Annotated in this window: 29 protein-coding genes and 2 pseudogenes; 20 read left to right on the plus strand and 11 right to left on the minus strand. The window is 36.9% G+C overall.

Annotated elements, in window-relative coordinates; all coding sequences use genetic code 11:
• Positions 1 to 2 precede the first annotated feature (2 nt).
• The 10 genes from FQT24_RS09440 to rpsI all read left to right on the plus strand — a co-directional run bounded on the left by FQT24_RS09440 (position 3) and on the right by rpsI (position 9,359).
• On the plus strand, positions 3 to 566 hold the full coding sequence (locus FQT24_RS09440) for an ECF transporter S component (RefSeq protein WP_044791855.1): 564 nt from the start codon (positions 3 to 5) through the stop codon (positions 564 to 566).
• The gene (locus FQT24_RS09445) at positions 556 to 1,206 is read left to right on the plus strand and encodes a phosphatase PAP2 family protein (protein WP_143952832.1); all 651 of its coding nucleotides are present in this window, start codon (positions 556 to 558) and stop codon (positions 1,204 to 1,206) included. Before FQT24_RS09440 ends, FQT24_RS09445 begins: the two co-directional genes overlap by 11 nt.
• Before the next feature lie 27 nt (positions 1,207 to 1,233).
• Positions 1,234 to 1,653, plus strand: coding sequence for a chromosome partitioning protein ParB (locus FQT24_RS09450; protein WP_143952833.1), 420 nt, complete (start codon positions 1,234 to 1,236; stop codon positions 1,651 to 1,653).
• 4 nt (positions 1,654 to 1,657) lie between these two features.
• A complete protein-coding gene (locus tag FQT24_RS09455) occupies positions 1,658 to 2,107 on the plus strand; it encodes a GNAT family N-acetyltransferase (protein WP_185952589.1) in 450 nt (149 codons plus the stop codon).
• Between the two features lie 270 nt (positions 2,108 to 2,377).
• On the plus strand, positions 2,378 to 3,424 hold the full coding sequence (gene pheS, locus FQT24_RS09460; RefSeq protein WP_000103745.1) for a phenylalanine--tRNA ligase subunit alpha: 1,047 nt from the start codon (positions 2,378 to 2,380) through the stop codon (positions 3,422 to 3,424).
• Between the two features lie 128 nt (positions 3,425 to 3,552).
• On the plus strand, positions 3,553 to 5,958 hold the full coding sequence (gene pheT, locus FQT24_RS09465) for a phenylalanine--tRNA ligase subunit beta (RefSeq protein WP_143952835.1): 2,406 nt from the start codon (positions 3,553 to 3,555) through the stop codon (positions 5,956 to 5,958).
• 238 nt (positions 5,959 to 6,196) lie between these two features.
• On the plus strand, positions 6,197 to 7,090 hold the full coding sequence (locus tag FQT24_RS09470) for an ABC transporter ATP-binding protein (RefSeq protein ID WP_143952836.1): 894 nt from the start codon (positions 6,197 to 6,199) through the stop codon (positions 7,088 to 7,090).
• The gene (locus FQT24_RS09475; RefSeq protein WP_143952837.1) at positions 7,087 to 8,286 is read left to right on the plus strand and encodes an ABC transporter permease; all 1,200 of its coding nucleotides are present in this window, start codon (positions 7,087 to 7,089) and stop codon (positions 8,284 to 8,286) included. The genes FQT24_RS09470 and FQT24_RS09475 overlap by 4 nt, the downstream gene beginning before the upstream one ends.
• 215 nt (positions 8,287 to 8,501) lie before the next feature.
• Complete coding sequence (gene rplM, locus FQT24_RS09480; protein ID WP_143952838.1) at positions 8,502 to 8,948, plus strand: 50S ribosomal protein L13; 447 nt, start codon at positions 8,502 to 8,504, stop codon at positions 8,946 to 8,948.
• An 18-nt stretch (positions 8,949 to 8,966) separates the two neighbouring features.
• Entirely contained in the window at positions 8,967 to 9,359 is a 393-nt protein-coding gene (gene rpsI, locus FQT24_RS09485; protein ID WP_000075964.1) for a 30S ribosomal protein S9, read from the plus strand.
• A gap of 111 nt (positions 9,360 to 9,470) precedes the next feature.
• On the opposite strand, the pseudogene FQT24_RS09490 reads toward rpsI, so the two are convergent.
• A pseudogene (locus tag FQT24_RS09490) lies at positions 9,471 to 9,584 on the minus strand (integrase); the annotation flags it as partial.
• Positions 9,585 to 9,632: 48 nt separating this feature from the next.
• Positions 9,633 to 9,882 (minus strand): annotated as a pseudogene (locus FQT24_RS09495) (cytoplasmic protein).
• Between the two features lie 855 nt (positions 9,883 to 10,737).
• Between FQT24_RS09495 and FQT24_RS09500 the strand changes: the two are divergent.
• The 7 genes from FQT24_RS09500 (at position 10,738) to FQT24_RS09530 (ending at position 17,573) form a co-directional block, all read left to right on the plus strand.
• Positions 10,738 to 11,079, plus strand: coding sequence for a helix-turn-helix domain-containing protein (locus tag FQT24_RS09500; RefSeq protein WP_045612284.1), 342 nt, complete (start codon positions 10,738 to 10,740; stop codon positions 11,077 to 11,079).
• 3 nt (positions 11,080 to 11,082) lie between these two features.
• The gene (locus tag FQT24_RS09505) at positions 11,083 to 11,970 is read left to right on the plus strand and encodes a hypothetical protein (protein WP_143952839.1); all 888 of its coding nucleotides are present in this window, start codon (positions 11,083 to 11,085) and stop codon (positions 11,968 to 11,970) included.
• Positions 11,971 to 12,082: 112 nt separating this feature from the next.
• Positions 12,083 to 12,949, plus strand: a complete 867-nt coding sequence (locus FQT24_RS09510; RefSeq protein ID WP_045612281.1) for an ImmA/IrrE family metallo-endopeptidase — start codon at positions 12,083 to 12,085, stop codon at positions 12,947 to 12,949.
• A 1-nt stretch (position 12,950) separates the two neighbouring features.
• Positions 12,951 to 13,625, plus strand: a complete 675-nt coding sequence (locus FQT24_RS09515; RefSeq protein WP_045612280.1) for a LexA family transcriptional regulator — start codon at positions 12,951 to 12,953, stop codon at positions 13,623 to 13,625.
• A gap of 271 nt (positions 13,626 to 13,896) precedes the next feature.
• Entirely contained in the window at positions 13,897 to 15,822 is a 1,926-nt protein-coding gene (locus tag FQT24_RS09520; protein ID WP_052691055.1) for a DNA cytosine methyltransferase, read from the plus strand.
• A gap of 9 nt (positions 15,823 to 15,831) precedes the next feature.
• Positions 15,832 to 17,118, plus strand: coding sequence for a hypothetical protein (locus FQT24_RS09525; protein ID WP_143952840.1), 1,287 nt, complete (start codon positions 15,832 to 15,834; stop codon positions 17,116 to 17,118).
• 182 nt (positions 17,119 to 17,300) lie between these two features.
• Positions 17,301 to 17,573: a hypothetical protein gene (locus FQT24_RS09530; protein WP_045612278.1), complete on the plus strand. Its 273-nt coding sequence runs from the start codon at positions 17,301 to 17,303 to the stop codon at positions 17,571 to 17,573.
• Positions 17,574 to 17,926: 353 nt separating this feature from the next.
• Here FQT24_RS09530 and FQT24_RS09540 read toward each other — a convergent pair whose 3' ends face one another.
• From FQT24_RS09540 to FQT24_RS09580, 9 genes are all read right to left on the minus strand, one after another.
• Positions 17,927 to 18,976, minus strand: coding sequence for a site-specific integrase (locus FQT24_RS09540; protein WP_143952841.1), 1,050 nt, complete (start codon positions 18,974 to 18,976; stop codon positions 17,927 to 17,929).
• Between the two features lie 92 nt (positions 18,977 to 19,068).
• Entirely contained in the window at positions 19,069 to 19,248 is a 180-nt protein-coding gene (locus FQT24_RS09545) for a helix-turn-helix domain-containing protein (protein ID WP_143952842.1), read from the minus strand.
• 33 nt (positions 19,249 to 19,281) lie between these two features.
• The gene (locus tag FQT24_RS09550) at positions 19,282 to 19,926 is read right to left on the minus strand and encodes a replication protein (RefSeq protein ID WP_143952843.1); all 645 of its coding nucleotides are present in this window, start codon (positions 19,924 to 19,926) and stop codon (positions 19,282 to 19,284) included.
• Between the two features lie 338 nt (positions 19,927 to 20,264).
• Positions 20,265 to 20,987: a P-loop NTPase family protein gene (locus FQT24_RS09555; RefSeq protein WP_143952844.1), complete on the minus strand. Its 723-nt coding sequence runs from the start codon at positions 20,985 to 20,987 to the stop codon at positions 20,265 to 20,267.
• Between the two features lie 3 nt (positions 20,988 to 20,990).
• Positions 20,991 to 21,542, minus strand: coding sequence for a hypothetical protein (locus FQT24_RS09560; RefSeq protein WP_143952845.1), 552 nt, complete (start codon positions 21,540 to 21,542; stop codon positions 20,991 to 20,993).
• Between the two features lie 10 nt (positions 21,543 to 21,552).
• Positions 21,553 to 21,933: a hypothetical protein gene (locus FQT24_RS09565; protein ID WP_143952846.1), complete on the minus strand. Its 381-nt coding sequence runs from the start codon at positions 21,931 to 21,933 to the stop codon at positions 21,553 to 21,555.
• Positions 21,934 to 22,103: 170 nt separating this feature from the next.
• Positions 22,104 to 22,706 (minus strand): hypothetical protein, encoded by a 603-nt coding sequence (locus FQT24_RS09570; RefSeq protein ID WP_143952847.1) that lies wholly within the window; start codon positions 22,704 to 22,706, stop codon positions 22,104 to 22,106.
• 105 nt (positions 22,707 to 22,811) lie between these two features.
• Positions 22,812 to 23,252: a hypothetical protein gene (locus FQT24_RS09575; protein ID WP_143952848.1), complete on the minus strand. Its 441-nt coding sequence runs from the start codon at positions 23,250 to 23,252 to the stop codon at positions 22,812 to 22,814.
• Positions 23,239 to 23,499 carry a hypothetical protein gene (locus FQT24_RS09580; protein ID WP_143952849.1) on the minus strand — a complete coding sequence of 87 codons (261 nt, stop codon included), beginning with the start codon at positions 23,497 to 23,499 and terminating at the stop codon, positions 23,239 to 23,241. The genes FQT24_RS09575 and FQT24_RS09580 overlap by 14 nt, the downstream gene beginning before the upstream one ends.
• 136 nt (positions 23,500 to 23,635) lie before the next feature.
• Here FQT24_RS09580 and FQT24_RS09585 point away from each other — a divergent pair, with 136 nt between their 5' ends.
• From FQT24_RS09585 to FQT24_RS09595, 3 genes are all read left to right on the plus strand, one after another.
• Positions 23,636 to 23,959: a helix-turn-helix domain-containing protein gene (locus FQT24_RS09585; protein WP_143952850.1), complete on the plus strand. Its 324-nt coding sequence runs from the start codon at positions 23,636 to 23,638 to the stop codon at positions 23,957 to 23,959.
• Between the two features lie 769 nt (positions 23,960 to 24,728).
• Positions 24,729 to 24,905, plus strand: a complete 177-nt coding sequence (locus FQT24_RS09590) for a hypothetical protein (RefSeq protein WP_143952851.1) — start codon at positions 24,729 to 24,731, stop codon at positions 24,903 to 24,905.
• On the plus strand, positions 24,905 to 25,516 hold the full coding sequence (locus FQT24_RS09595; protein ID WP_143952852.1) for a Fic/DOC family protein: 612 nt from the start codon (positions 24,905 to 24,907) through the stop codon (positions 25,514 to 25,516). Before FQT24_RS09590 ends, FQT24_RS09595 begins: the two co-directional genes overlap by 1 nt.
• The last annotated feature ends 51 nt before the right edge of the window (positions 25,517 to 25,567 follow it).

The following is a 25,567-nucleotide window of genomic DNA, read 5'->3' on the forward strand; positions in this document are numbered from 1 at the left end:
TTATGACAAACACACGTCGACTTTCGACCATTGCAATTCTATCAGCCATCTCATTTGTGCTGATGTACTTTGACTTTCCGCTTTTACCAGCGGCATCCTTCCTTAAGATCGAATTTAGTATCTTGCCAGTCCTTGTGGGTCTGGTGGTCATGGATTTGCCTGCTGCTCTAGGAGTGCTCTTGCTTCGCTCACTCTTGAAATTACTTCTTAATAGTCAGGGAGTGAATACTTACATTGGTTTGCCAATGAATATCGTAGCTTTGGGAGTTTTTGTCATCGTATTTGCTTTGATTTGGAAAAAGGAACGGACAACCCTTCGTTTCTTACTAGGATCTCTAGCTGGAACTATTGGCTTGACCGTGGCAATGTTGGTTCTCAACTATGTTTACGCTGTTCCTTTGTACGCTAAGTTTGCTAACTTTGATATTGGAAAAATTTTGGGACTTTCCAACTACCTAATGACCATGGTATTACCTTTTAACTTGATTGAGGGTATTATCTTTGCTGTTTCATTCTGGTTGTTGTATGTTCTCTTGAAACCAACCTTAAAACATTATGAGAGATAAACAAACATTTTTAATGAAGGGCAGTTTTGCCCTTTTACTTTTCGTTATTCTTGGCTACATGGTCAAATTTTACCCTGAAACGCTGGTCGGCTTTGATCAACCGATACAGACTGCCGTTCGAGGAGACTTGCCAGGTTACTTGACGATTCTTTTCCGAGCCATCACACGCTTGATTGATATCCCAGTGATTATCACTTGGGTTATGCTGGTAGCTTTTGTTTTTTATCGTAAGCGGTGGAAGATTGAAAGCCTACTTATGCTGGGAAATCTGGCTTTGGCAAGTATTTTAATCGTGACCTTTAAAAATATCTACCAGCGTCCACGACCAGCTATTTTACACTTGGTTGAGGAGAAGGGATTTTCCTTTCCAAGTGGCCATTCTCTGGCTGTGACGCTGATGGTAGGGATTTTGATTGTTATTCTTAGTCAGCGGATTAAAGATCCAGTCTGGAGAAAAATCGTGCAAATCGTGCTAGGTCTCTACCTAGTCAGTGTGTTGGTATCAAGGGTCTATCTGGGGGTTCATTACCCATCAGATGTACTTGCCAGTCTCTGTGTCGGCTTGGGAGTCTTGTTTATCGAGTTTCCCTTCTATGATAAGCTCCGCTTCCAATGGCGATTTAAAGGCAAACAGAAGTGAGTATTGAATTCCCTTGAGGAGAAAGAAATGAAAGTCAACATAAAAGATCTTCATCCAACTCAACTATACTTATCAGAAAAGAAACTAGAAGGCATCCAGGCACTTTACCAGTCGGCAGAAACAATCCAAGTCGATCCAATCAGTATTCATGCCTTTGGAGATTACTTGCTGATTACAGACGGGCATCACAGGGCTTATCAGGCTTTATTGGTAGGTCAAGATACGATTTCTGCTGAGTTTGATAGAGACGGCGGTGATGAACTATATCATCTCTATGCGCAAGCTTGTGAGGAAAGAAAGATTTACTCTGTTCTGGATTTAAAAAATCATATCTTACCTCAAGATGAGTATGAAGCAAAATGGTATAACTGGTGTGAGGGTTTTAATCAAGCAGCAACTCTCTTATTGAAAAGGAAAGCAGATGAAACAGACCCTACAAATAGATAATGCACTGCGTCTTGTTCCTTATTATAAGGTCAATCATTGTGAGGAAGCTTTTGCTTGGTATCAGGACGTGAACTTGGTTTACCTCGTAGATGGTGTGAAGAGACCTTACAGTCCAGCGGCCTTGGAAGCTATGTATTCCTATTTGGATCAGCATGGTGAGCTTTTTTGGATTGAAGTCAAGGACAAGGGAGAATGGTTTTCAATTGGGGATGTTACTCTATCTCAGGATAATCTCCCCATTGTGATTGGGAATCCCGCTTACCAACATCGAGGGCTTGGGAAAAAGGTTCTAAGTACTTTGATTGAATTGGCTCGAGTAAAAGGATGGAAAGAATTGAAAGTCAAGGAAATCTACACCTACAATCATGCTTCTAGGAGGTGTTTCAAGTCGCTTGGATTTGTGGAAGATAGAGCAACAGAAAAAGGAACGAGTTTTATAATGAAATTAGTCTAATCGAACTTGTTTTTTAACTAAAAATCTGATAAACTAAGTAGTAATTGAATAGGAATCCGCAAGACTAGTAACTCAAGGGAAGTATATCAGGGAGGAGAGCCGTGACTGCAAGCTCTCTATATGAAAGCTGGGTGAATTCACTTGCGCATGGGTTTAGAAATGAAGGTCTGACTTGTCAGATGAAAACGGATGGTACCGCGTGTCAACGCTCCGAGTGGAGTTTTTGGCATGTGGTTTTCTTTTTATCTACGAGCGACTGATGGAGGAATTATGTCAACTATTGAAGAACAATTAAAAGCGCTTCGAGAAGAAACGCTGGCTAGCTTGAAGCAGATTACTGCTGAAAATGAAAAAGAGATGCAAGAATTGCGTGTCTCTGTCCTTGGTAAAAAAGGTTCGCTTACTGAAATCCTCAAAGGGATGAAAGATGTCTCTGCTGAAATGCGTCCAATCATCGGAAAACACGTCAATGAAGCTCGTGATGTCTTGACAGCTGCTTTTGAAGAAACAGCTAAGCTCTTGGAAGAAAAGAAAGTCGCGGCTCAACTGGCTAGCGAGAGTATCGATGTGACGCTTCCAGGTCGTCCAGTTGCGACTGGTCACCGTCACGTTTTGACACAAACCAGTGAAGAAATCGAAGATATTTTCATTGGGATGGGGTACCAAGTTGTGGATGGTTTTGAAGTGGAGCAAGACTACTACAACTTTGAGCGTATGAATCTTCCTAAAGACCACCCAGCTCGTGATATGCAGGACACTTTCTACATCACAGAAGAAATCTTGCTTCGTACTCACACGTCTCCAGTTCAGGCGCGTGCAATGGATGCTCATGATTTTTCTAAAGGTCCTTTGAAGATGATCTCGCCAGGGCGTGTGTTCCGCCGTGATACGGACGATGCGACCCACAGTCACCAATTCCATCAAATCGAAGGTTTGGTTGTTGGGAAAAATATCTCTATGGCAGACCTTCAAGGAACGCTTCAGTTGATTGTCCAAAAAATGTTCGGTGAAGAGCGTCAGATTCGTCTGCGTCCATCTTATTTCCCATTCACAGAGCCATCTGTTGAGGTGGATGTTTCTTGCTTCAAGTGTGGTGGAGAAGGCTGTAACGTATGTAAGAAAACAGGTTGGATCGAAATTATGGGTGCCGGTATGGTTCACCCACGTGTTCTTGAAATGAGTGGTATCGATGCGACTGTTTACTCTGGCTTTGCCTTTGGTCTTGGACAAGAGCGTGTAGCCATGCTCCGTTACGGAATTAATGATATCCGTGGATTCTACCAAGGAGATGTCCGCTTCTCAGAACAGTTTAAATAAGATTGAAACCTGAAACACAGTCCTATACAGTTCTAGTCATTTTCTCTAGTTGAGAACGGAAAGGACTGACTCGAAGAAAAAGAAAGGAATTGAAAAGATCACACTTGGTGGGTCTTACAATCAGAATTATGCTTGTATCTTATAAATGGTTAAAAGAATTGGTGGACATTGATGTGCCATCACAAGAGTTGGCTGAAAAAATGTCAACTACAGGGATCGAGGTAGAGGGTGTCGAATCACCAGCTGCTGGTCTCTCAAAAATTGTCGTCGGTGAGGTCTTGTCTTGCGAAGATGTGCCAGAAACTCACCTCCATATCTGTCAGGTGAATGTTGGCGAAGAAGAAGCCCGTCAAATCGTCTGTGGGGCACCAAATGTGCGTGCTGGGATCAAGGTTATGGTGGCACTTCCGGGAGCTCGTATCGCTGACAACTACAAAATCAAAAAAGGAAAAATCCGTGGCTTGGAGTCACTTGGGATGATCTGTTCACTTGGTGAATTGGGAATTTCTGACTCAGTTGTACCCAAGGAATTCGCAGATGGCATTCAAATATTGCCAGAAAATGCCGTTCCTGGGGATGAAGTTTTCTCTTACCTAGACTTGGATGATGAAATTATCGAACTTTCTATCACACCAAACCGTGCGGATGCCCTTTCTATGCGTGGAGTGGCTCACGAAGTGGCAGCCATCTATGACAAGACAGTCAACTTTAAAGAATTCACTCTTTCAGAAACGGACCAAGCTGCAGCAGATGCTCTTTCTGTGGGCATTGAGACAGACAAGGCGCCTTACTATGCGGCTCGTATCTTGGACAATGTGACCATCGCACCAAGTCCACAATGGTTGCAAAATCTCCTCATGAACGAAGGGATCCGTCCAATCAATAATGTAGTGGACGTGACAAACTACATCCTACTCTACTTTGGTCAGCCTATGCATGCCTTTGACTTGGATACCTTTGAAGGAACTGACATCCGTGTGCGTGAAGCGCGTGCTGGTGAAAAATTGGTGACCTTGGATGGTGAAGAACGTGATTTGGACGTGAATGACTTAGTCATCACTGTCGCAGACAAGCCAGTAGCTCTTGCAGGTGTTATGGGTGGTCAAGCAACAGAAATCTCTGAAAAATCTAGTCGTGTTGTCCTTGAAGCTGCAGTTTTCAATGGCAAATCAATTCGTAAGACTAGCGGTCGCTTGAATCTTCGTTCGGAGTCATCTTCTCGCTTTGAAAAAGGCATCAATGTGGCAACTGTTAATGAAGCCCTTGATGCGGCAGCAAGCATGATTGCTGAACTTGCAGGTGCGACAGTGCGTAAGGGCATCGTTTCAGCAGGTGAGCTTGATACTTCTGATGTGGAAGTTTCTTCTACCCTTGCAGATGTTAACCGTGTCCTTGGAACTCAGCTTTCATATGCTGATGTCGAAGATGTCTTCCGTCGTCTTGGTTTTGGCCTTTCTGGAAATGCAGATAGCTTTACAGTCAGCGTACCCCGTCGTCGTTGGGATATCACCATTGAAGCAGACCTCTTTGAAGAAATCGCTCGTATCTATGGATATGACCGCTTGCCAACTAGTCTTCCAAAAGACGATGGAACAGCTGGTGAATTGACTGCGACACAAAAACTTCGCCGTCAAGTTCGTACGATTGCTGAAGGAGCAGGTTTGACAGAAATCATTACCTACGCTCTGACAACGCCTGAAAAAGCAGTTGAGTTCACAGCTCAACCAAGTAACCTTACAGAACTCATGTGGCCAATGACCGTGGATCGTTCAGTTCTCCGTCAAAATATGATTTCTGGTATCCTAGATACAGTTGCCTACAATGTGGCTCGTAAGAACAAAAACTTGGCCCTTTATGAGATTGGAAAAGTCTTTGAACAAACAGGTAATCCAAAAGAAGAACTTCCAAATGAGATTAACAGCTTTGCCTTTGCCTTGACAGGCTTGGTTGCTGAAAAAGATTTCCAAACAGCAGCAGTTCCAGTTGATTTCTTCTATGCTAAGGGAATCCTAGAAGCGCTCTTTACTCGCTTAGGACTAGAAGTGACCTATACAGCTACAGCTGAAATTGCAAGTCTCCACCCAGGTCGTACAGCTATGATTTCCCTCGGTGACCAAGTTCTTGGTTTCCTTGGACAAGTGCATCCAGTCACTGCTAAGGCTTACGATATTCCAGAAACGTATGTAGCGGAACTTAACCTTTCAGCCATCGAAGCTGCCCTTCAGCCAGCGGCTCCATTTGTGGAAATTACTAAATTCCCAGCAGTCAGCCGTGACGTTGCCCTTCTTCTCAAAGCAGAAGTGACTCACCAAGAAGTTGTGGATGCTATCCAAGCTGCAGGTGTGAAACGTTTGACAGATATCAAACTCTTTGACGTCTTCTCAGGCGAAAAATTGGGACTTGGTATGAAGTCAATGGCTTATAGCTTGACCTTCCAAAATCCAGAAGACAGCTTAACGGACGAAGAAGTCGCACGCTACATGGAAAAAATCCAAGCATCACTTGAAGAAAAAGTCAATGCAGAAGTGCGTTAACTCATCAATCCATCCTCCGGGGTGGATTTTTGCTTTTCAAATAACAATTCAGGATCAAAAATAGACAGTTGAGGAGCGGAGGTGAGAAATTGGGGTTTGCTACTGTATAATGGATTTATCACTAAAAACGCTCCAGGCCATATTTTACATAGCAATAGTCTTCTAAAAATGGACAGAAATCATTGTAAAGGCTATCAAAAAGGAGTATAATGAGTGCAAGACATTTCGGAGGTGAAAGATGCTAGAAGTAAGAAGTCTAGAGAAAAGTTTTGGATCCAAGCAAGTTTTGTTTGGTATTGACTTTCAAGCACGACCAGGTCGTATTTTGGGACTAGTCGGGAAAAATGGTGCTGGGAAGACAACGATTTTCCACAGTATTTTGAAATTTTTAGAATACCAAGGGGACATCAGTCTGGATGGGCAGGATATTCGTCAGGAGACCTATGATCGGATTGGATATCTACCTGAAGAACGCAGTCTCATGCCTAAATTGACAGTCCTTGAGCAAGTTCGTTACTTGGCGACTCTAAAAGGTATGGATGCTAAGGAAATCAAGGAAAAACTCCCTCAATGGATGAAGAAGTTGGAAGTGAAAGGGAAGCTGACTGATAAAATCAAGAGTCTGTCAAAAGGAAATCAGCAGAAGATTCAGCTCATTATTACTCTGATTCATGAGCCAGACTTGATTATTTTGGATGAGCCTTTCAGTGGATTGGACCCAGTCAATACAGAATTGCTCAAGCAAGTCATTTTTCAAGAAAAAGAACGTGGGGCAACTATTATCTTTTCTGACCATGTCATGACTAACGTCGAGGAACTTTGTGACGATATTCTCATGATTCGAGATGGTCGTGTGGTCTTGCATGGACCAGTTCAGGATGTCCGCAATCAATACGGGAAAACGCGTCTCTTTGTTTCAAGTGAACGAAGCAAGGAAGAATTGGAAAATCTTCCTCATGTCAAGCAGGTGAGCTTGACCAAACAAGGCAGTTGGAAATTGATCTTAGATGATGAGAGTGCTGGAAGAGAACTCTTCCCAATCTTGACTCAAGGGCAATATATCGCAACCTTTGACCAGCAAGCGCCAACAATCGATGAAATCTTTAAACTAGAATCAGGGGTGGAAGTATGAGAAATATGTGGGTTGTAATGAAAGAAACCTATCTTCGACACATCAAGTCGTGGAGTTTCTTCTTTATGGTGATTTCACCATTCTTGTTTATCGGTCTCTCTGGGGGAATTGGCTATCTTCAAGGCTCTTCTATGGCTCAGAGTGGCAAGATAGCAGTAGTCAGCACTGTTCCAGCTGTGACAGACAGTCTTAAATCTACCAATGGTCTCAATTTTGATTATCAGGATGAAGCAAGTGCTCAAGCTGCTATCAAGGATGAAAAATTAAAAGGCTATCTGACCATTGACCAAGAGGATAGTGTCTTGAAGGCAGTTTATCACGGTGAAACTTCCCTTGAGATTGCTATTAAGCTAGGAGTAACGAGTAAGTTAAATGATCTTCAAGGTCAACTCAATCGTTCGGCAGCTAATTTGTCACAAGAGCAGGAAAAACGCTTGGAGCAAACAGTTAACTTTACGGAGAAAATTGATGAATCCAAGGAAAATAAAAAAATGATTCAAACAATCGCGGCTACAGCGGTTGGTGGCTTTCTCTATATGATTTTAATTACTTATGCTAGTGTCACTGCTCAGGAAGTGGCTAGTGAGAAAGGTACTAAAATCATGGAGGTGGTCTTCTCCAGCATTCGAGCCAGTCATTATTTCTATGCTCGTATGCTTGCCTTGTTGCTTGTGATTTTGACTCATATCGGCATCTATGTCGTGGGTGGTCTCGCTGCCATTTTGCTCTTTAAAGATTTGCCATTATTAGCTCAGTTGGGTATTCTGGACCATTTGGGAGATGCTTTCTCTCTAAATACCTTGCTCTTTATTTTAGTCAGTCTCTTTATGTATGTAGTTTTAGCAGCCTTTCTAGGTTCTATGGTTTCTCGTCCTGAGGATGCAGGAAAAGCCTTGTCACCTTTGATGATTATAATTGTGGTAGGCTTTGTGGGAGTTACTGCTTTAGGTTCTGCAGGGGATAATTTGATCTTGAAAATCGGTTCTTATATTCCCTTTATTTCGACTTTCTTCATGCCATTTAGAGCTATTAATGGTTATGCAAATGGGTTAGAAGCTTGGATTTCACTTGCTATTACGATTGCTTTTGCAGTAACGGCAACAGTCTTTATCGGACGTATGTATGCTAGCCTCGTTCTGCAAACAGATGATTTAGGTCCTTGGAAAACCTTTAAACGTGCCTTATCTTATAAATAGAAGAGCCTCGCGAAAGCGAGGTTTTTTAGAGATAAAAAGAGTGGAATTCAGAAAAATATTTTTCATATCTATTGACTTTTAGAGGTGAAATTTGGTATTATAGTAGGCGGTATTGTTTACCCCATTTGAAAGGCCCCGGAACCTTCCAAATACTTTTCGATGGGAAGGAACACCCATCACCGTAAACAAAAATCGAACTATATATAGGAGAAATCATGAACAAAACAACATTTATGGCTAAACCAGGCCAAGTTGAACGTAAATGGTACGTAGTTGACGCAACTGATGTACCACTTGGACGTCTTTCTGCAGTAGTTGCTAGCGTACTTCGCGGAAAAAACAAACCAACATTTACACCACACACTGATACAGGTGACTTTGTGATTGTTATCAATGCTGAAAAAGTTAAATTGACTGGTAAAAAAGCAACTGATAAAATCTACTACACTCACTCAAACCACCCAGGTGGATTGAAACAAATCTCTGCAGGTGAACTTCGTTCTAAAAATGCAGTACGTTTGATCGAGAAATCAGTTAAAGGTATGCTTCCACACAATACTCTTGGACGCGCTCAAGGTATGAAGTTGAAAGTATTTGTTGGAGCTGAGTACACTCACGCTGCACAACAACCAGAAGTTCTTGATATTTCAGGACTTATCTAAGGAAAGGAACAATAAAGTATGTCACAAGCACAATATGCAGGTACTGGACGTCGTAAAAACGCTGTTGCACGCGTTCGCCTTGTTCCAGGAACTGGTAAAATCACTGTTAACAAAAAAGATGTTGAAGAGTACATCCCACACGCTGACCTTCGTCTTGTAATCAACCAACCATTCGCAGTTACTTCAACTGCAGGTTCATACGACGTTTTCGTTAACGTTGTAGGTGGTGGATACGCTGGTCAATCAGGAGCTATCCGTCACGGTATCGCTCGTGCCCTTCTTCAAGTAGACCCAGACTTCCGCGATTCATTGAAACGCGCAGGACTTCTTACACGTGACTCACGTAAAGTTGAACGTAAGAAACCAGGTCTTAAGAAAGCTCGTAAAGCTAGCCAGTTCTCAAAACGTTAAGAACCAGCTACAATACAGCATTTACAGCACTTCATGGTTCACACCATGGAGTGTTTTTTTTTGATGATTTTTAGCAAAATTCACACCATTTTTCACACCAAATTCACACCATTACTTTTTAAGATTGCGATAAGCAATCTCTCCAACAGCCATTGGAATGACATTTGAAGTGTTGACATAAGTCTTAGTTGTAATAGTATCACTATGGGTTAGAGCTTTATAGATTCCATAGTTTAATCCAGTTTTAGCTATTTTATTTTCTCCTTTATTTTGTTATTTTTTGAGTACTAGCTTCTCAGTAAAAACATTGAGAGCAGGTACCACAGAATTTCCATTCAGCGAAGTGTCCGATAAGAAAATAGGATTAACTGCTTCAACAAGAGCATCTTCTGGAAATACTGTTGTAGAAGCTGTTGTAATAACTGTTGTAATAACTGTTGTAATAGCGTGGTGCATTCCCCAATTTTTCGTAGTAAGTAGTGCCGATAAATTTTGGTAGCATGACAAGTGTTTCTGGGATCATAAGAGCTTCCTTTCTGAGTGTAAAATAAAAAGAGTTAAGCTAGTTGCTTCTCTCTTGAGTAATAGTGATTAAAAATTTTGCGTTTATACATGCGACTATAGAATTGAATACCACCATGAGCATAGCCATTCCTACGAGCATCTTGAGTAGATCTATTTGAGCCTGAGCATAGAGTTTGGCCTGTAGTTTATCAGACTTACTAAACATACCATAGGTGAATTCATAGTTATCATAGAGTCGTTTACATTGTAGTGCGAAAAAAGTTTGTCATATCATTCTCCTTTATTGCAAGACGTAAAAAAGCTACTAAGAAAAAAGAAGACTTAGTAGCTTGAGAGTGAGTCTATCAAGGTAGATAGACAGCAGTAAAGAGAAGTTATTTGGTTGAAGGATTCCTCCTTCACGGTGGCAACGTTTAGCAAGGTGCATTGCATGAATTACCCTCTCTTTCCCAGCCAACCTCAATAGGTAGTCATTATCATACCCATGGGATTCTCTTACACCCTTTGGCGAAGCCAGTTCACTTTACTATTCGGAAAAGTGCGAAAGTCCGAAATGCGTGGAAGCCCACAAAATGTTTTAAATCTTCACTTCAACCATCAAACAGACTTGACTTTTCTTTCCAAAACGTTTACAATAAAGGTACGAAGTTTAGTGTAGTTTTGGCAATCAGTCCTTTGGTTGTCAGACGCACTTTTTATTTAATTTTCAAAGATCGTGATTTAGCCTTGAAGATAAGGTTATTATTTTCAATCGCCATACAACTATAAGTTGTTAAATCCATTGTACAACCAACAGTTGTAATTGTCAAGCATTTTTTGAAAAATTTAAAAATATTTTTTAAGGGGAATTATAATGGATCTTGCGGAACACCTTAAGACCTTGAGAAAACAGGCTAAAATGACCCAAGCCCAAGTCGCAAAAGCTATCGAAATTTCGCAACAAGGATACGCTTATTGGGAACAAGGAAAAAAACGTCCAAGTTACGATAATCTCGTGAAGATTGCTAAACTCTTTAATATATCTGTCGATACCTTGGTATCAAATGAAACAAATGATGATATTGACTTATCAGAAGTAGAATTGCTCTTCAGAACTACATCAGATGGTATGAGCAATGAAGAAAAAGAAGTCTTCAAACAAGAGTTGCTTCAGTTTATGAAGGAGCGGAGGAAGGTTTTTGAGGAGGAAAAATAAACAATGGGAAATTATACTATAAGCGAAGAGAGAATGCTTTCTCGTATAAAAAGTTTTGCGAGTAAAAGAGGGGGGTATTTACTACTATTGTTTGATTTTTTATTACTAATTATTTCTCTTCTTCTTATACCTATAATCCTTGTAATTGATTTCTTTCTTGGCTGGTTTATCGGATGGAAAACAGTACTATTCGATTTGTTGATACTTGGCTCTCTTCCCTTTCTGGCTCTACTTCTCATTGTTAGATTTTATTTTTGTGAAATTGGAAAGATTGAAACTAGAATAGAAAGATTGTTATTGTCAATTTTTAATGCTGTAAACATTGTAGTCTCGTTTTGTATTTTTTCTATAATTTATAGTTTGTTTACTGAAGAAAATTCTATTTATGTAATTGATTCAAACTCATTGATTGCAGATGCTGTGTTTTTTCTAATTGTATTGATAATACTACATACAATAATTTCTTTGTTTATGAATACTTCATTTGAAGCCTTTAGCATATTGTATTTACTACTTGTTTCTATGATGAAGATTCTAGAATCTGTGGTAAATACTAACTGGCAAGTCATTATGATTTTATATACTTTAACAATACTGGTATTACATGAGGATAATATCAATCTTTTTGCAAAAAAGAAGATTGATGCTGAGAAAAAAGAAGAGATAAAAGCATTTATAAGTTACTTGAAAGTCTACGTAGGTATAATTCCACTATCGCTATATGGAGGAGTGTCTATTTCTAATTTGTATCCAATAAAGATACTTTCAAGTATAGGTGATCAATATAACGAGTTGATCAGTGGAGCGATTTATACTATCTCTATATTTACAGTTTCTCTGTCTATGATTCAGATTGTATTGATGTTTCTTAGAAAAAAATTACGAGATTAGATTACATTTTCATTTACTGAACACATATTCTATTTTTCTAGTGGACAATCGTCCACTTTTTCTATATAATTATTGTTAGTTTATAAAACAACAAGGACTTCAAGGAGGTATTATGGATACACGATACAGCCAAATTAAGGAAGTTGCAAATCGTTATATTTACAAGTATATCAAGGAGAATGACTCTTCTCTTCTAGGTTATAACTTTGAAGGATTTTTCAACCATGTGGTTGAGAGTCACAATATCAAGGTTATGGAGCATCATTTTTCTAGTAGAAAGATTGAGGGACTGACCTTGATTGATGAGAGTGGTATTTCTTTCTCCTATGAAAAGGAAAATCCGCAAGTAAAACAGAACTTTACGAAGTGCCATGAGTTGGGGCATTTTCTGCTACAGCATACTGGCTCTTTCTTTACAGAGCTAAAGGATGAATCTGACTCTATCTTTGAGAGCGAAGCAAATCTCTTTTCTGCATTTGTGCTTATGCCAAGCATTGTTTTGCTGTCAAAGATATTTTATAGGCATGATAGTTTTGCACGAGTGATGAAAGACTTAAAGGTTTCAGCTGAAGCCTTGGTCTATCGCTTGAGATACTTATTCAGTAATGAAACGACTCATTCATTAGATAAGGTTAATCATGCAATTCAAGACTATAAAAATGGTCAATTAGATAGAATTGTGGATATGTTTAGTTTGTTGAAGTCTTCTATTATCGCAGAGTACCAGCAAGTCATCATAGATATGTTGGCCAAAGTTTATCATTTGCTAACTAGAGACGGCTATCTGTCAGACCGACAAATCTTTGAATTGAAGGACAAAGCGTTTAGACAGACCTTGGAAGATGAAAAATCAGATATTTCTTGTGGTCAACTTTTTGATTATGGTAAAGTCATTTACTTTGCCTGGGAAAAGGATAGATTAACAGAGAGACAAGCTATTAGTAACGCAAAGACACAGTTATTGTTAGAAAGGACATGAGATGTTCAATTGTACAAAATTAAAACAAAAACGTGAAGAGTTGGGGATGAAACAAAGCGAGATTGCACGACTTCTTGACATTAATCGCTCTTCTTATTTCTCTTGGGAAAATAGCAGGGCGGTCCCAAACAAAGCCAATTTGAAAAAGATTGCTGAGATTTTAGGAGTGACTGAGGAGTTCTTCTATGAGGAAGAAATTGCTATGCTTTATAAGCAACTAAATTCTATCAATCAGACCAAGGCTATGAATTATGTTAAAGACTTAGTAGATAAGCAAGCTAATATTATTGCTATGCATACCTTCCCTTATCGTGTCTACGAGAGTCTATCAGCTGGTAGTGGTGCCACAGTCTATGATGATAAGAGTTTTGATACGGTTTGCTTTGATAAGGAACTAGCTCATGATTTTGCTTCCTGGATTTCAGGGGATTCCATGGAGCCTACCTATCATAACGGATCCGTTGCCCTTATCCGAGAGACTGGTTTTGATTATGATGGGGCAGTCTATGCGGTAGTGTGGAACTCTCAGACCTTTATTAAGAAAGTTTACCGTGAGGAAGAAGGGTTACGCCTAGTTTCCATTAACAAGGATTATAAGGACATCCATATTCCCTACGATGAAAATCCTCGTATTGTGGGCAAAATCGTAGGAGCCTTTACACCTTTGGAGGGCTGATATCGATTATTTTGACTATTCACGAGAGACAAAGTCTGATATTGTCTTTGTGGATATGAAATTCTTATATATCAGTGTGGAGCGCAGAAAATAGATTGGTGGGCGTCCAACTGGTGTATTAGATGGACTAAAATTATCGACAGCATATATTTCCCTTTCCAGTCAGCAAGGGAACACCAGGACCGTGGCATGATGAAATTGAACCTAAATTATGTTATACTTTTAGTTAAAGTATTTGGCGAGTAATCTTATATCTCAAGAAAGGGAATAAATGAAACAAACCACCTTATTTTCATTTGAAGAAGAGTATGATACTATTGATAGTATCGCTAAAAAAATGGATTTTAATATAGAGACACCAGGTTGGCCTGATAAGTTCGGTCAAAAATTAAGGAAATGGACTCAGGAAAATACGAAAGATAAAATTAGAACCCTGAGTTTATTTTCTGGAGCGGGGGGGCTTGACATAGGCTTTAATGATGCAGGTTTTGAAATAGTTGAATCGGTAGAAGTAGAAAAAGAATTTTGCAAGACTCTTGAGATAAATAGTGGATCATCAAAGACTTTTCCTGAGGCTAAAGTGAATTGTATTGATATTAGAAAATTTACAGGAGATAACTTAGGAAAAATTGATTTCATTATTGGAGGTCCTCCATGTCAAACGTTTAGTGCTGCTGGAAGAAGGGCCAGCGGAGTGTTGGGTACGACTGATGAAAGAGGTACATTATTTGAAGAATATGTCAGATTGTTAAAAAAGCTTTCTCCAAAAGGTTTTTTATTTGAAAACGTCTATGGAATTATAGGTGCCAGAGGTGGTGAGGATTGGAAAGGAATACAAAAGGCGTTTTCTGATGTTGGATATCACCTTTATTTTCGTATCTTGGATGCGGCTGATTATGGAGTTCCTCAACATAGAGAGCGTTTAATTATTATTGGATTAAAAGAGGGGGAGTTTAGTTTCCCTCGCCCAACTCATGGACCTGACTCAATAGAAGGAAGAGAGTTTTACAATGCTTCAACTGCAATAAGGGGCGTAAAAAGTAATGAGAATATTGTAGAGAATCAGCTTGGCGGAAAATATGGCTATCTTTTAAATGATATCCCGCCAGGATTAAATTACAGTTTCTATACTGAAGAGATGGGACATCCTAATCCAATTTTTGCTTGGAGATCTAAGTTCTCTGATTTTCTATATAAAGCTGATCCAATGACACCAACCAGAACAATAAAAGCTTCTGGTGGTGCATATACAGGACCATTGCATTGGGAAAATAGGTTTTTCTTTTACGAAGAGTATAAAAGATTACAAACGTTTCCTGATGATTATGAAATAAGTGGTAGTAAGAAAATTGCAGTTAAACAAATAGGAAATTCGGTCCCACCGCAGTTAGCTAGAATGTTAGCAATTGCCGTTAGAGAGCAGGTTTTTGGAACTTCATTTCCTTTTAAACTTAGTACTTTGGATAGAAATGAAACATTAAATTTTAGAAAACGGAAAAGGCAACTTACCCGAATATACAAAGAAAAAGCAAGGGCCGCTATTGAATCTTTAGATAAATCAATAGTGATAAAGCCAGAATCACGTTCTTACTATGCTTCGATTAATAATGTGTTTGATTTTAAAGAATGTGAAGAAGAAGCTCTTTTTCATATTGAAGTAATCTGGGAAGATAAGTTAATTTTTATCATAACAGAAGTTAAAAAGAAAAATTCTGAAAAAATTATTGAAATAGAAGTTAGTTCCGAAAAAGTTGGTTGGAATAAAAATATTGGAGGGATTGTTCTAGATATTAGGTCATCAGATCCAATGGCATATACAGTTGCTTGGAAAGCTTTTGAGGCTGAATTAATCAAGAATTCAATAAAGGCTGACTTGGTTCAATTGAATGGCTATTATCAATATCGTCCCAAGCTTTCATTTGACGTAAAGTTACATAGCAAAAGTAAACTGCTAAATATTATTCAAAGTGTCTTAGTTGGAGAATATACATCAAAAAATATTACAACAGATGTTCTGGCAGAGGCTTGGAATATTCGAAAAGATGAGGTTAGAAAATACGCAGAACTTTTAAAAGAGATTGGATACGAGATTAGAAATAGTAATACCAACCCACAAATAAAACAGGATGAATGGCTGATTCCGTATTCATTTCCGACATTAACTCCACTTAGTGTACAATTATGGAAAAAATTATAGAGGTTAAATATGGCGCATAAAAATGAAACACATATTGATATTTTTAATAATAGATATGAGTTTTATCCAAAATCTTCAACAAAAATTACGTTTAAGCAAGGAAAGCAAAGCAAAGAAGCTAGGTTACGGTTTAAAGAAATTTCAGATACACTAAAAGCAGATTATCTTAAAAATCGACTATCCAGAATCAATTTAGAAAATTTTTCAAAATTAGAGGATAGTGAAAAAAATGCCTTAACTCAATTAGTTGACGGAATTACAAGCGAGGTAGGTAGAGCGCTAGTAGGACTGACTTTTTTGCAATTAACAATTAAAAGTATTAAGCCTATTCAAAATATCAGATTACACAAGGGTAATAATCGAAAAGACAGTTTTTCATGGGAAGAAGGAATCTCTATGAGAACCCTGGATAAAAATTTTACTACTCCGTTCTTAAGAGAAATGGGTTTTCTAAATTTGAACCGAGATGGAGTTTTTATGACAAGAAGTTTGTCTGAAAATTACCCTTATACTCCTCTTTATAAAGCACAAATGAAGGGCCCGTTTAAAGAGTGGATTACGATTGTAAATTTTATTGAAGAAAAACCCGAAAAATCATCTGTTGCTTTAGATTATCTGATGAGTTTACTGTCGAATAGGTCTGTAAAGTATAATGAACTAGTTGAAAAAACTTGTCAACTAGCAGAAAATTTTAAGGATAGAACATTCGAAGATTATAAGGAGTTTTTAGAAAAATTTTTTAATCAAACAAATTATTCGGCGAGAGCTTTTGAAGTAGTTCTTCATGCTTTATATCAGGTACTGGATTCAAACAATTTTCTTTCTGATCTGGATTTAAAACCGATGACGCAGATGAGGTCAGCAAATAAAAAACATGGTAATGTCGGTGATATAGAATTAGCTGAAAACGAGGAAATAATTGAGGCTTGGGATGCTAAGTTTGGGAAGCCGTATCTAAGAGATGAGTTAGAAGAATTAAATGATAAGCTAAATGAAAATAATTCAGTTAAGATTGCTGGATTTGTGTCAAATGTTGAGTTAGAATTGAGAGATGTTGAATCAAGACGGTCTGAGATTGAATTTAATAGCGATACGAAGATTTATTTATATACTTTTGAAGAGTGGGTACAATATGTCATCAAGGATCCGCTGGAAGAATTACCAAGAATAGGATATGAGTGGGTAAATGCAGTTGTAGAAACATTTTCCAGAAAACGAATTGGCATTGCACCAATCGATGAGCCATGTTTAGATTGGTTAGAAGATTTGGCTAAAAGACTAGAAGAGGCTAGCTAATTGATAGATTTTCGAAAAAGAATTATTTTGAGGTAACAACCTATAGTGGAGGTCTCTTAGATAATCTGCCTGAATTTGATTTAGAAGAACTTGTCATCTCATACCTTCAAATTAAGGAAAACTATTATGTCCTTTCTAATTCAATTGCAAAGAAGTCAACAACAATAAAAATTGAATGTGAAATGATTTCAAGAGAAATTGATAACCTTAGAAAAGCAGTAGTTCAAGTGAAAGGCAAAAAGGCAAAGGAACTTGACGCTATAGAATTTAAACAATATGTAGATGAAGGTTATCTAGTATATTTATATGCTCCGAGAGTAATAAATTTAGATAAGATAGAAAATATATTTAGGATAGGGAACGACGATTTAGTAGATTTCTATGAGAAGTATAAGTTAATCCTACCAGCATCTATCACTCAGTGGGAAGATTTATTTACTAGTGTGAGTGATTAAAATATAGTGATAGCAACTGTGATTGCTGAATTTATCCTATTATTTTAGTCTCTACCTTTTTTTCGCAGGCAGTTATAAAGTCTATCAGAATAAGCTTTGTAAGAGTATAAGTTAATTTTTACAGAACTAAATTATTCCCCTATTTAGAATCTATTAATTCATATTTTATGAAATTAATTAATAGATATTGTTCTTAAAATCCTTGATATTGTGCTGTTTTTAACCCAACTGAAATCTATACTTTCCAAACCAGGTCTTAAGAAAGCTCGTAAAGCATCACAATTTAGTAAACGTTAATCAATACCTTATTATACCAACGTTTGTGGCACCTTTTTGGTGTCAGTTGGTGTTAATTATATTGATAAGTCGTTTAAGAGATTTAAAGCATCAGCATCTTGCTGGTGCTTTTTTTCTGGCATCAGTTCAAGATAATAGTTCTGTGTAGTCAGAATTGAATTGTGTCCGAGTCTGCGAGAAATATAATCTAGGCTAATATCTTTTGAAAAAAGGAAAGAAGCGTGAGTGTCACGCAAACCATGAAAAGTTGTTTTGCTCAGGTCTAGTTTCTTCAAAAGTTTTTGGAGTTGGCTTGCTTGTCTGAATCCGTTCCAGTCGAAGATATAGTTCTCTTTTTTATTTGCTAGAGACATTAGAGCGAAGTAGATATCTTGGTTGATAGAAATATCCCGTTTTGAGTGTTTTGTTTTTAGTTGAGTATCATCGCTAATAGGACTGATTGACCTGCGTATATTGATACCATACTCAAAAATATCTTCTTTCTTCAATCCAAGTAGTTCACCTCGCCTTGCACCAGTTTCTAAGGCAAGAAGTACAAGAATATTGAACTCGTCCTCTTCTTGGTGGTCGAGGCAATATTTTCTTAGTTCCCTAAACTCAGTTACTGATAGAGGGACATTACGCTTAGGTTGCTCTTGACCTCTTGCTTTTAAGAGTGAACCAAAGTCATTTGCAATCAATCCTTTAGCGTATGCGTATTTGAGTGAACCTCTGATTTTTAAAACAAGTTCTTTGGTTGTCTTTTTGGAGTGAGTTTCAGCGTATTTATCAAGTTTTTTCTGCATGACTAAATCATCCAAGTGTTTTAGTCGCATTCCCTCAAACAGTTCGTCCACGATTACAAGAGTTCGCTTATAATTGACGAAAGTAGCTTCACGAACCTCATTCTGTTTTACAGAGTTAACCCAGTTACGATAAAAGTCAGTAAATAGGGTAGAGCGTTCAGCAATATCTTTCCCTCGTCCTTTGTCGAGTTCCATTTCAAGAGCCCATAATTCAGCGTCTTGTTTGTTAGAAAATGTTTTGGTTTCTCGTTTGTATTGTCCTTTCTTGTAGAGTGATACAGTTGCACGGAAAGAATTTCCACGTTTCGTAATAGTTGCCATCTTATCAGCCTTTCTATATGAAAAATGATTGATAAAATAGACTAGTCACATATAGTGTATATGAAAAATCTCATTTTATCAATCGTTATCCGTTAATCACAGTGCTCTTCAATGAATCTTATAAGTTTGGATTTCAGGTAGCGTTCCTGCTTACCAATCATAAAACATTGAAAATCAGGGTGATTTCTGATGTACTTGTCAAAAGATTTTGGGTCAATGCCAAGTAGTTCAGAAGCTTGTTGTCTTGTTAATAGTAATGGCTGATTAATCATAATTTACCTCTTTCTATGATATAATGAGAGGTATCAGGAGATACCATCTTCTGTGCTATCCTCATCAGACATGCTCGGTAAAGTTTGCTCTGGTGAGGTTTTTGCTTTGTTTTGGGGATTGTGACGTCTTGAGTCTAAAAATTTTGTGAAAAAATAAGTCCGCTCAATGATTAGACCGAGTAGAGAATTATCATTAAATCTAGCATACCGTACTAAATCTTCAAACTCTGTAAAACCATTTTCAGTAATAACATCAATAACTGTTTCTAAAAATAGACCCGAATTGTGCTCAATCAGAAATTTATCCAATTCAAAGCCACAACCACTTTCTATTTCTTCGATATTATAAAGTGTCTTATCAGGATTTTCTGCGTGTGTGAAATAATCATACATACCCTTTGGGGACATGACTATTTCAACGTGAGCAGGTGTATTCAACTTTTTTGTTAGGAGTTCGGAAACTTGAGAATAGCTTTTAAGTGATTCAAAAAACAATGCTCCGTGCTTATGAGCCTTTTTGAACTCTCCAGTTTCCTTGTCGATATCTTTATCATGCCAAGGGCTCAAGACAAATGGGATGTGCATTTCTTCAAGAATATCAAGATAGTTTTCAGGAGCACTATCTTGATAAAGCAAGAATGCCCACTTATTTGAACGTTTCTCTTTAGATTTTGCCATTTCAGCTTCTTCCTTTTTTGATTATTGATTATTGATTCATTGGGGGTCGTAGTAACCCCAATGAATCTTCTCTATGGGGCTTTGCCCCAAACCCTAGCCTCTCCTGCCCGATGATAGCACACACTAAGAACGCTTGAGGACTGGCAAGGGACGGGGTAGTATTTTTCGGCTTCGTTACGCTTTCGCTTTAGGCTTTGCTACACTACGCTGAAAAATCTCCACCCCTCAAAGCCCTTGCAAGACCTCATTTTCCTACTGATTGGTAAGCGCCGACACTATACCGATGAGATAGCTCAAAAAGGGCTACTGTCGTCAAAACAAGCATAGCAGGAAAACCGCTATTCATACCTCGAGAAAAGCTCTTGAATTCGTTGTTCCAATATTTGCCGATTCTTAATTGGGATAGTTCGAAATATTTTTACAGGCTCCCCCTCTATTTGAAAATATCCATATCCTCTAGGTTTGATGATAACCTCATCTTTTTCCATATCGGGGAAAAGTAATTGTCTATTGTTGGTCGCATTCAAGAAGCTAGTTGATAAACTAATGACACAATTAAAGTTATATCGACCAGGTAAGTCTGCCATTAAAAAACGTTGACTGGATAAGATTAACCTAAAACCTAGACTTCTTCCCATGCTATTCATCATCAACATTTTAGACAATATTTCTTTATGTTTTTTCTTGTCAGTTTGTTCAAGATAGGCTAGAAATGCCTGCCATTCATCAAAAATGAGATATAGATTGCGGTCGTTTGCTTCTGCTTTACGCAATCTGTCTTCAAAGCGTTTATAAATGCTTTCGAACATATCAAGACATTCAAAGCCACGTGCTACATGATTTCCTGTCATAGTGAACAAATCATCATCAGCCTTAAAATCCATAAAACAAGCTTCAGCAGTCTTATCGTGGGTTGCAATAAGACCTAATAATCTATGTAGAAAGGTAGATTTCCCTGAACCTGATGGACCTGCAATTATCCAAGCAAAATATCGGTTAATGTCAATAGAGAAGGGGGTTGGTTGCCCCCTATTATTGACTTCCCAAACATTATGAATCACGTTCTAAAAGTCCTCCTCCGTATGCTGGTTTTGACTTAGCATTTCATTAGCAGAAATCAACCGAACTTTAATAGCAAGGAACGGGTCGTGTTTTGCAATACTAACAACACAATCAACGGAGCCGTTAGACATCATTTTGACAGTTTGCCTTGCTTTTATTTCGAAATCTGCTAGTTCTTGAGCGCTAACTGATTTTTCAAGATGAATGTAGAAGATACCTTGAGTAATATCAGGGAATTCTACACCTTGAGTAAATTGAAGGGTAGCGATTGGAAGTTCGTTAACACCTATTTCAGTTAGCCAATGATAGATGTTAGCATACAGAGGGTTTGCAGGTACTCGCTTGCTCTGTTTATAGCTATTCCACATCATAGAGAATGCTTCTCCCTCTGTAAATACCCCGATTAACAGTAACCCACCTAAGATAAAAGGTAAAATCCAAGATAGTAGCTTATAAAGGGCAAATACAGATACTATAATAGCTAAAGCGATAAGTAGTTGGCAGTACCATTTTAGAGAAGTGATTTTTTCTAGTATTTGTTTAATTTGTTTCATAAGTTTCCCCTTAAATTACTGAAATATCTGATAGTTCGAGGACAAGTGACAAACCGATAGGTTGCTTGAACTTGTCGAAGACAAAGGCAACCTCATACTCTGAGAAGGTAAGTTCTTTACCGATTAGAGGAGTTAAGTCTTCTCCTCTATATCCCTTTAATTTGACCTTAAAGGTTGGGCAATAATGTTCTTGTCCGATACTTTCGAACTTTTGGAACAGTGTAGGGTCAACAGCTGTTAAACTTGCGTAAGGGAATTCATTTTCTTTTCCCTCATTTATTACACCAATTGTATAGTCAACTGTTTGAATGGATTTAGGAACAGTTGTTTCCCTCGTGATTTGTTTAGCGAAATCTTTAGAAGAATCGCTGACTCCGATTGATAATGCCATTTGGTTTTACCTTTGCCTTTCTGAGGAGATTTCCGCCTAATCGTTACCTCAAACATATGTAATAGGACGGTCTATGTATCTTTATGAATTTATTATCTCAAAATAAGTAAGTCAAAAAATCACACTTCAAAAAAATAAAATAAAAAAAGACAGATTTTTTTCTGTCTCTATTATCTTATTGGCTTTGCAATCTTTAAAGCTTCTTTATAAAATTTTTCTTTAAAATCCTTTTTAGTTATTGATTTACCCGAATTGTAATATGCCAAATTAATTACTGAATTCATAAAGTGACTCTGCAACTTCTTATTATTATAGCCTAAGTCAGATTTAATAGAGTCAATTAAAATTTTTAAGAATTTTTCACTTGTGACTGTATTATAGACAAATTCATCATTGATTTTATCTAAAGATAAGAGCTTTTCAATAAAACTACTAGAATAGGTTGTTCCATTTTTCTTTCTTGGAAAACCTATTGAATCTTTATCAAAATCTGAGAGTGTTTTATATATATTTTCATCTAATAGTTTTCTCTTTTTTCTTGACATACTTTTTTCTTGCTCATAATGTAAGTAATTGGAAAATTCATAATTGCTAATATAGAGCAACACTCTCCGAATTTTGTGCAAGTCCGATAAATATTGAAATTCAGATTGACTCAATGGATTGTTTACCATATATTTCTTATTATCAACCTCGATAATTATACCAGACATAGTAAAATATGAAGAAAGTAGTTTACGTTTTGTAGAGTATAAACTGTTATATTTTTTCATATAAAAATCCTCCTAAAGGTATAATATCAAAAAATTTCTTTGAATAACTCACACTTTTAAATAAAAAATATAAAAAAGCAACTCTATAAATTAGAATTGCTATAATTAATGAGCTATTTTTATAACTTTGCCATCAAAATCAGCTACTACATTAAGAAACATATTTTTATAGGAGTTGCTCCATTTTTCTTCTGGTGTACCTTTTTCTATTTTACGATACCTATCAAGATAAATGTAATCTGTAAAATCGTTATAATAGGTTTCAAAATATTCATAGGTATTTCCTTTATATTCTATTGTGTTTTTAAAATCTTTTCTGGTTAACTCTTCTAATATATGGTTGCCATTTTTATCATCCAAAGTAATGGATTCTTTGTATTCGAAATCTACATTGTGTAGAGTCACTATCTCTCCTTTTTTGTAAGTATGATTTTTTGAAAAGAAACCGCTATTACTTAATAAAATTATTACTAACAGGAGAGTGGTAAGGATAGCTCCTAAAATTATACCGATGGGGAAAAGTGGCTTTTCTCTAATTATTATCATGGTTTTTCTGCTCTCTATTTTTTAGAAACTCTATTAGGTATTTTATAAGATAGAAACCTAGAGTTGCAACTAGGACAAATCCAAGCAACCATAGGGCGATTGTGAGTAATCCTGATAATAACGATATAATACCACTTATAATCGAATCTCTGAATAAGTAGACTATTACTAGTGGGACTATAACTGCAAAACATCCACAACCAGCACATCCTGGGTCATCTGCGACTTCTTGAATAATTAAAGCCATCTAAATTACACCTCCTTTTTTAATATTTTATCACGAAATTATTATATTGTAAACATTATATTTAAAATGAATACAATAAAGAATATATCTTTTTGATAATTATTTATACAATAGTTAAAAGAAAAGGAAATCTTTTATGATGAAAAAAATATCTATCGGGTTACAAATTAAAAGTTATCGTATGAAAATGAAACTCACTCAACAGGAGCTTGCTGAAAGAAGCGAATTGAGCCTTCCCTTTATTAATCTTGTTGAAAATGATAAACGAAATTTATCTGTTGAGACTTTGATAAAAATACTTAATGCTTTAAAGATTTCACCTTCAGAATTTTTCCTCCCCTTTTCTGAAGAATTTAGCCCAGATTTATCAGAATTAGTATTTCATATACAGTCTAACAGGTATCCAGATAAGTTTATTAATTTATTTAAAGAAATTCTAGAATTATCGGATTTAGATTAGTTTGGTTTAGCTTCTAAAATTTTTAGGTATGACAATAAAATAATCTACCTCAAGATGTGAGATAGATGACTAGTCTATTTTTGGGTGTTAATTGGTGTCAATTTTATCCAAATGAATGGGTTGTAGTACAATTTCATGGGAGTTTCAAATCGTAAGATGTTGATATAAAGGGATTTGTAAGGATTTAGTATTATTAGTTTTTAATAGGAAAATTTAGTAAACGTTAATTCGAAAGAATTACTATACTTACAAAGAGCACCTTTCGGGGTGTTCTTTTTTGTACTTTCTTGCTAAATTGGTGCAATTGATACAGTTGTTGCGACTTTAGTCGCTTGCAAATATGACTGCAACCGGACAAGGCCAGTTGGCTCAAAACGTTAATTAATACGATACTATCAACGTTTCAAATCACTCGAAAGTTTACCTTATTGTTTCTTTTTATATTCTTAAGAAATCAAAAGCAACATAAGTTGTCAGCTCTTTATTACAAAAACATTAATTAGCATTCTAGCATTATCTTCAGTCTAAAATCAGTATTTTGAGTTGTACGAAATCAGTTTTTGAATTTTGTCTAGTCTTACTTTATTTTCCCCTGAAGTTAAGTTTTTGTTCAGCATCATTAGTTAAAAAGGAAAAAGAATGAGTTTTATATTTGGATTTGAGGTTTATAAAATAGGATAAAAGTGCTGAAATTTAGATATTACAGACAAAATAAAATATTTAAAAGCTACAGAGAAACATGGTATAATGTAACTAAAGGAGATAGCATGTGTCCTTAGATATAGATAAAGAAAAGATGACAATCATGGGAGTAGCTTTTGAAAACCGCTCCGTTTTTAAGAGTGTTTGGTATGCTTTAAGTACAAATATGATTGAAGGATGGCGACCTACGGTTAGTGATGTTGAAAGATTACGAGATGAAGCTCTTGCTCTGGTGATGGCTTGATGAAGCGTAAATGTTATGATTCTTATGACTATATTGATCCGGATAATTTATATACCTATCCAGATTCTTCAGTTCTAAGAAATAAGCAGGAAGAACGAGATGAGCAAAAAGCACGTGAGCTTGAATATCGTATGGTTGCTAGTAAGAGTTTGAAATTATTTATCAATCCTATCCCAGTTTATAGTGTAGAAGATATATTGAAAATTCATCAATTTTTGTTTGAAGATATGTATCACTGGGCAGGTGAATTTAGAAAAGTCAATATTTCAAAAAGTGGTAATGCTTTTATGCCGATTCAGTCTTTCGATACAGCACTCACTTACCTTAATAATTTGATAGATAGATTTCATGACACTGCTAATAGTAGAAAAGAAGTCATTCAGTTATTGGTCGAAATTTTAGATAATCTCAATTATTTTCATCCATTCTGTGAGGGAAACGGTAGAACGCAGAGGGAGGTTATTCGCTCTTTAGCTTTAATGAAAGGTTATGAATGTGAAATATCAATCGGTGATGATGATGAGATTTATCACCTGTATATGGATGGTACAGTTTATGGAGACAAAACTAAATTAACGAAGTTATTTGAAAAAATTCTTTTCAAGTTATGAGTTTATACATTCGACTACCCTGGATAAGAATGCTCTATTGTACTAGAATAT

Origin of the sequence: Streptococcus mitis (assembly GCF_901542415.1) — a bacterium.
GTDB classification, from domain to species: domain Bacteria; phylum Bacillota; class Bacilli; order Lactobacillales; family Streptococcaceae; genus Streptococcus; species Streptococcus mitis_BL.

Bases quoted from the DNA above. Each gene is read 5' to 3' on its own strand.
- FQT24_RS09570 (WP_143952847.1), bottom strand. From the start codon at position 22,706: ATGAAAAAATATAACAGTTTATACTCTACAAAACGTAAACTACTTTCT.
- FQT24_RS09520 (WP_052691055.1), top strand. From the start codon at position 13,897: ATGAAACAAACCACCTTATTTTCATTTGAAGAAGAGTATGATACTATT.
- FQT24_RS09500 (WP_045612284.1), top strand. From the start codon at position 10,738: ATGGATCTTGCGGAACACCTTAAGACCTTGAGAAAACAGGCTAAAATG.
- pheS (WP_000103745.1), top strand. From the start codon at position 2,378: ATGTCAACTATTGAAGAACAATTAAAAGCGCTTCGAGAAGAAACGCTG.
- FQT24_RS09515 (WP_045612280.1), top strand. From the start codon at position 12,951: ATGTTCAATTGTACAAAATTAAAACAAAAACGTGAAGAGTTGGGGATG.
- FQT24_RS09540 (WP_143952841.1), bottom strand. From the start codon at position 18,976: ATGGCAACTATTACGAAACGTGGAAATTCTTTCCGTGCAACTGTATCA.
- FQT24_RS09545 (WP_143952842.1), bottom strand. From the start codon at position 19,248: ATGATTAATCAGCCATTACTATTAACAAGACAACAAGCTTCTGAACTA.
- FQT24_RS09585 (WP_143952850.1), top strand. From the start codon at position 23,636: ATGATGAAAAAAATATCTATCGGGTTACAAATTAAAAGTTATCGTATG.
- FQT24_RS09580 (WP_143952849.1), bottom strand. From the start codon at position 23,499: ATGGCTTTAATTATTCAAGAAGTCGCAGATGACCCAGGATGTGCTGGT.
- rpsI (WP_000075964.1), top strand. From the start codon at position 8,967: ATGTCACAAGCACAATATGCAGGTACTGGACGTCGTAAAAACGCTGTT.
- FQT24_RS09550 (WP_143952843.1), bottom strand. From the start codon at position 19,926: ATGGCAAAATCTAAAGAGAAACGTTCAAATAAGTGGGCATTCTTGCTT.
- FQT24_RS09445 (WP_143952832.1), top strand. From the start codon at position 556: ATGAGAGATAAACAAACATTTTTAATGAAGGGCAGTTTTGCCCTTTTA.
- FQT24_RS09440 (WP_044791855.1), top strand. From the start codon at position 3: ATGACAAACACACGTCGACTTTCGACCATTGCAATTCTATCAGCCATC.
- FQT24_RS09575 (WP_143952848.1), bottom strand. From the start codon at position 23,252: ATGATAATAATTAGAGAAAAGCCACTTTTCCCCATCGGTATAATTTTA.
- FQT24_RS09565 (WP_143952846.1), bottom strand. From the start codon at position 21,933: ATGGCATTATCAATCGGAGTCAGCGATTCTTCTAAAGATTTCGCTAAA.
- FQT24_RS09595 (WP_143952852.1), top strand. From the start codon at position 24,905: ATGAAGCGTAAATGTTATGATTCTTATGACTATATTGATCCGGATAAT.
- FQT24_RS09510 (WP_045612281.1), top strand. From the start codon at position 12,083: ATGGATACACGATACAGCCAAATTAAGGAAGTTGCAAATCGTTATATT.
- FQT24_RS09530 (WP_045612278.1), top strand. From the start codon at position 17,301: ATGATTTCAAGAGAAATTGATAACCTTAGAAAAGCAGTAGTTCAAGTG.
- FQT24_RS09470 (WP_143952836.1), top strand. From the start codon at position 6,197: ATGCTAGAAGTAAGAAGTCTAGAGAAAAGTTTTGGATCCAAGCAAGTT.
- rplM (WP_143952838.1), top strand. From the start codon at position 8,502: ATGAACAAAACAACATTTATGGCTAAACCAGGCCAAGTTGAACGTAAA.
- FQT24_RS09450 (WP_143952833.1), top strand. From the start codon at position 1,234: ATGAAAGTCAACATAAAAGATCTTCATCCAACTCAACTATACTTATCA.
- FQT24_RS09560 (WP_143952845.1), bottom strand. From the start codon at position 21,542: ATGAAACAAATTAAACAAATACTAGAAAAAATCACTTCTCTAAAATGG.
- FQT24_RS09475 (WP_143952837.1), top strand. From the start codon at position 7,087: ATGAGAAATATGTGGGTTGTAATGAAAGAAACCTATCTTCGACACATC.
- FQT24_RS09525 (WP_143952840.1), top strand. From the start codon at position 15,832: ATGGCGCATAAAAATGAAACACATATTGATATTTTTAATAATAGATAT.
- FQT24_RS09505 (WP_143952839.1), top strand. From the start codon at position 11,083: ATGGGAAATTATACTATAAGCGAAGAGAGAATGCTTTCTCGTATAAAA.
- pheT (WP_143952835.1), top strand. From the start codon at position 3,553: ATGCTTGTATCTTATAAATGGTTAAAAGAATTGGTGGACATTGATGTG.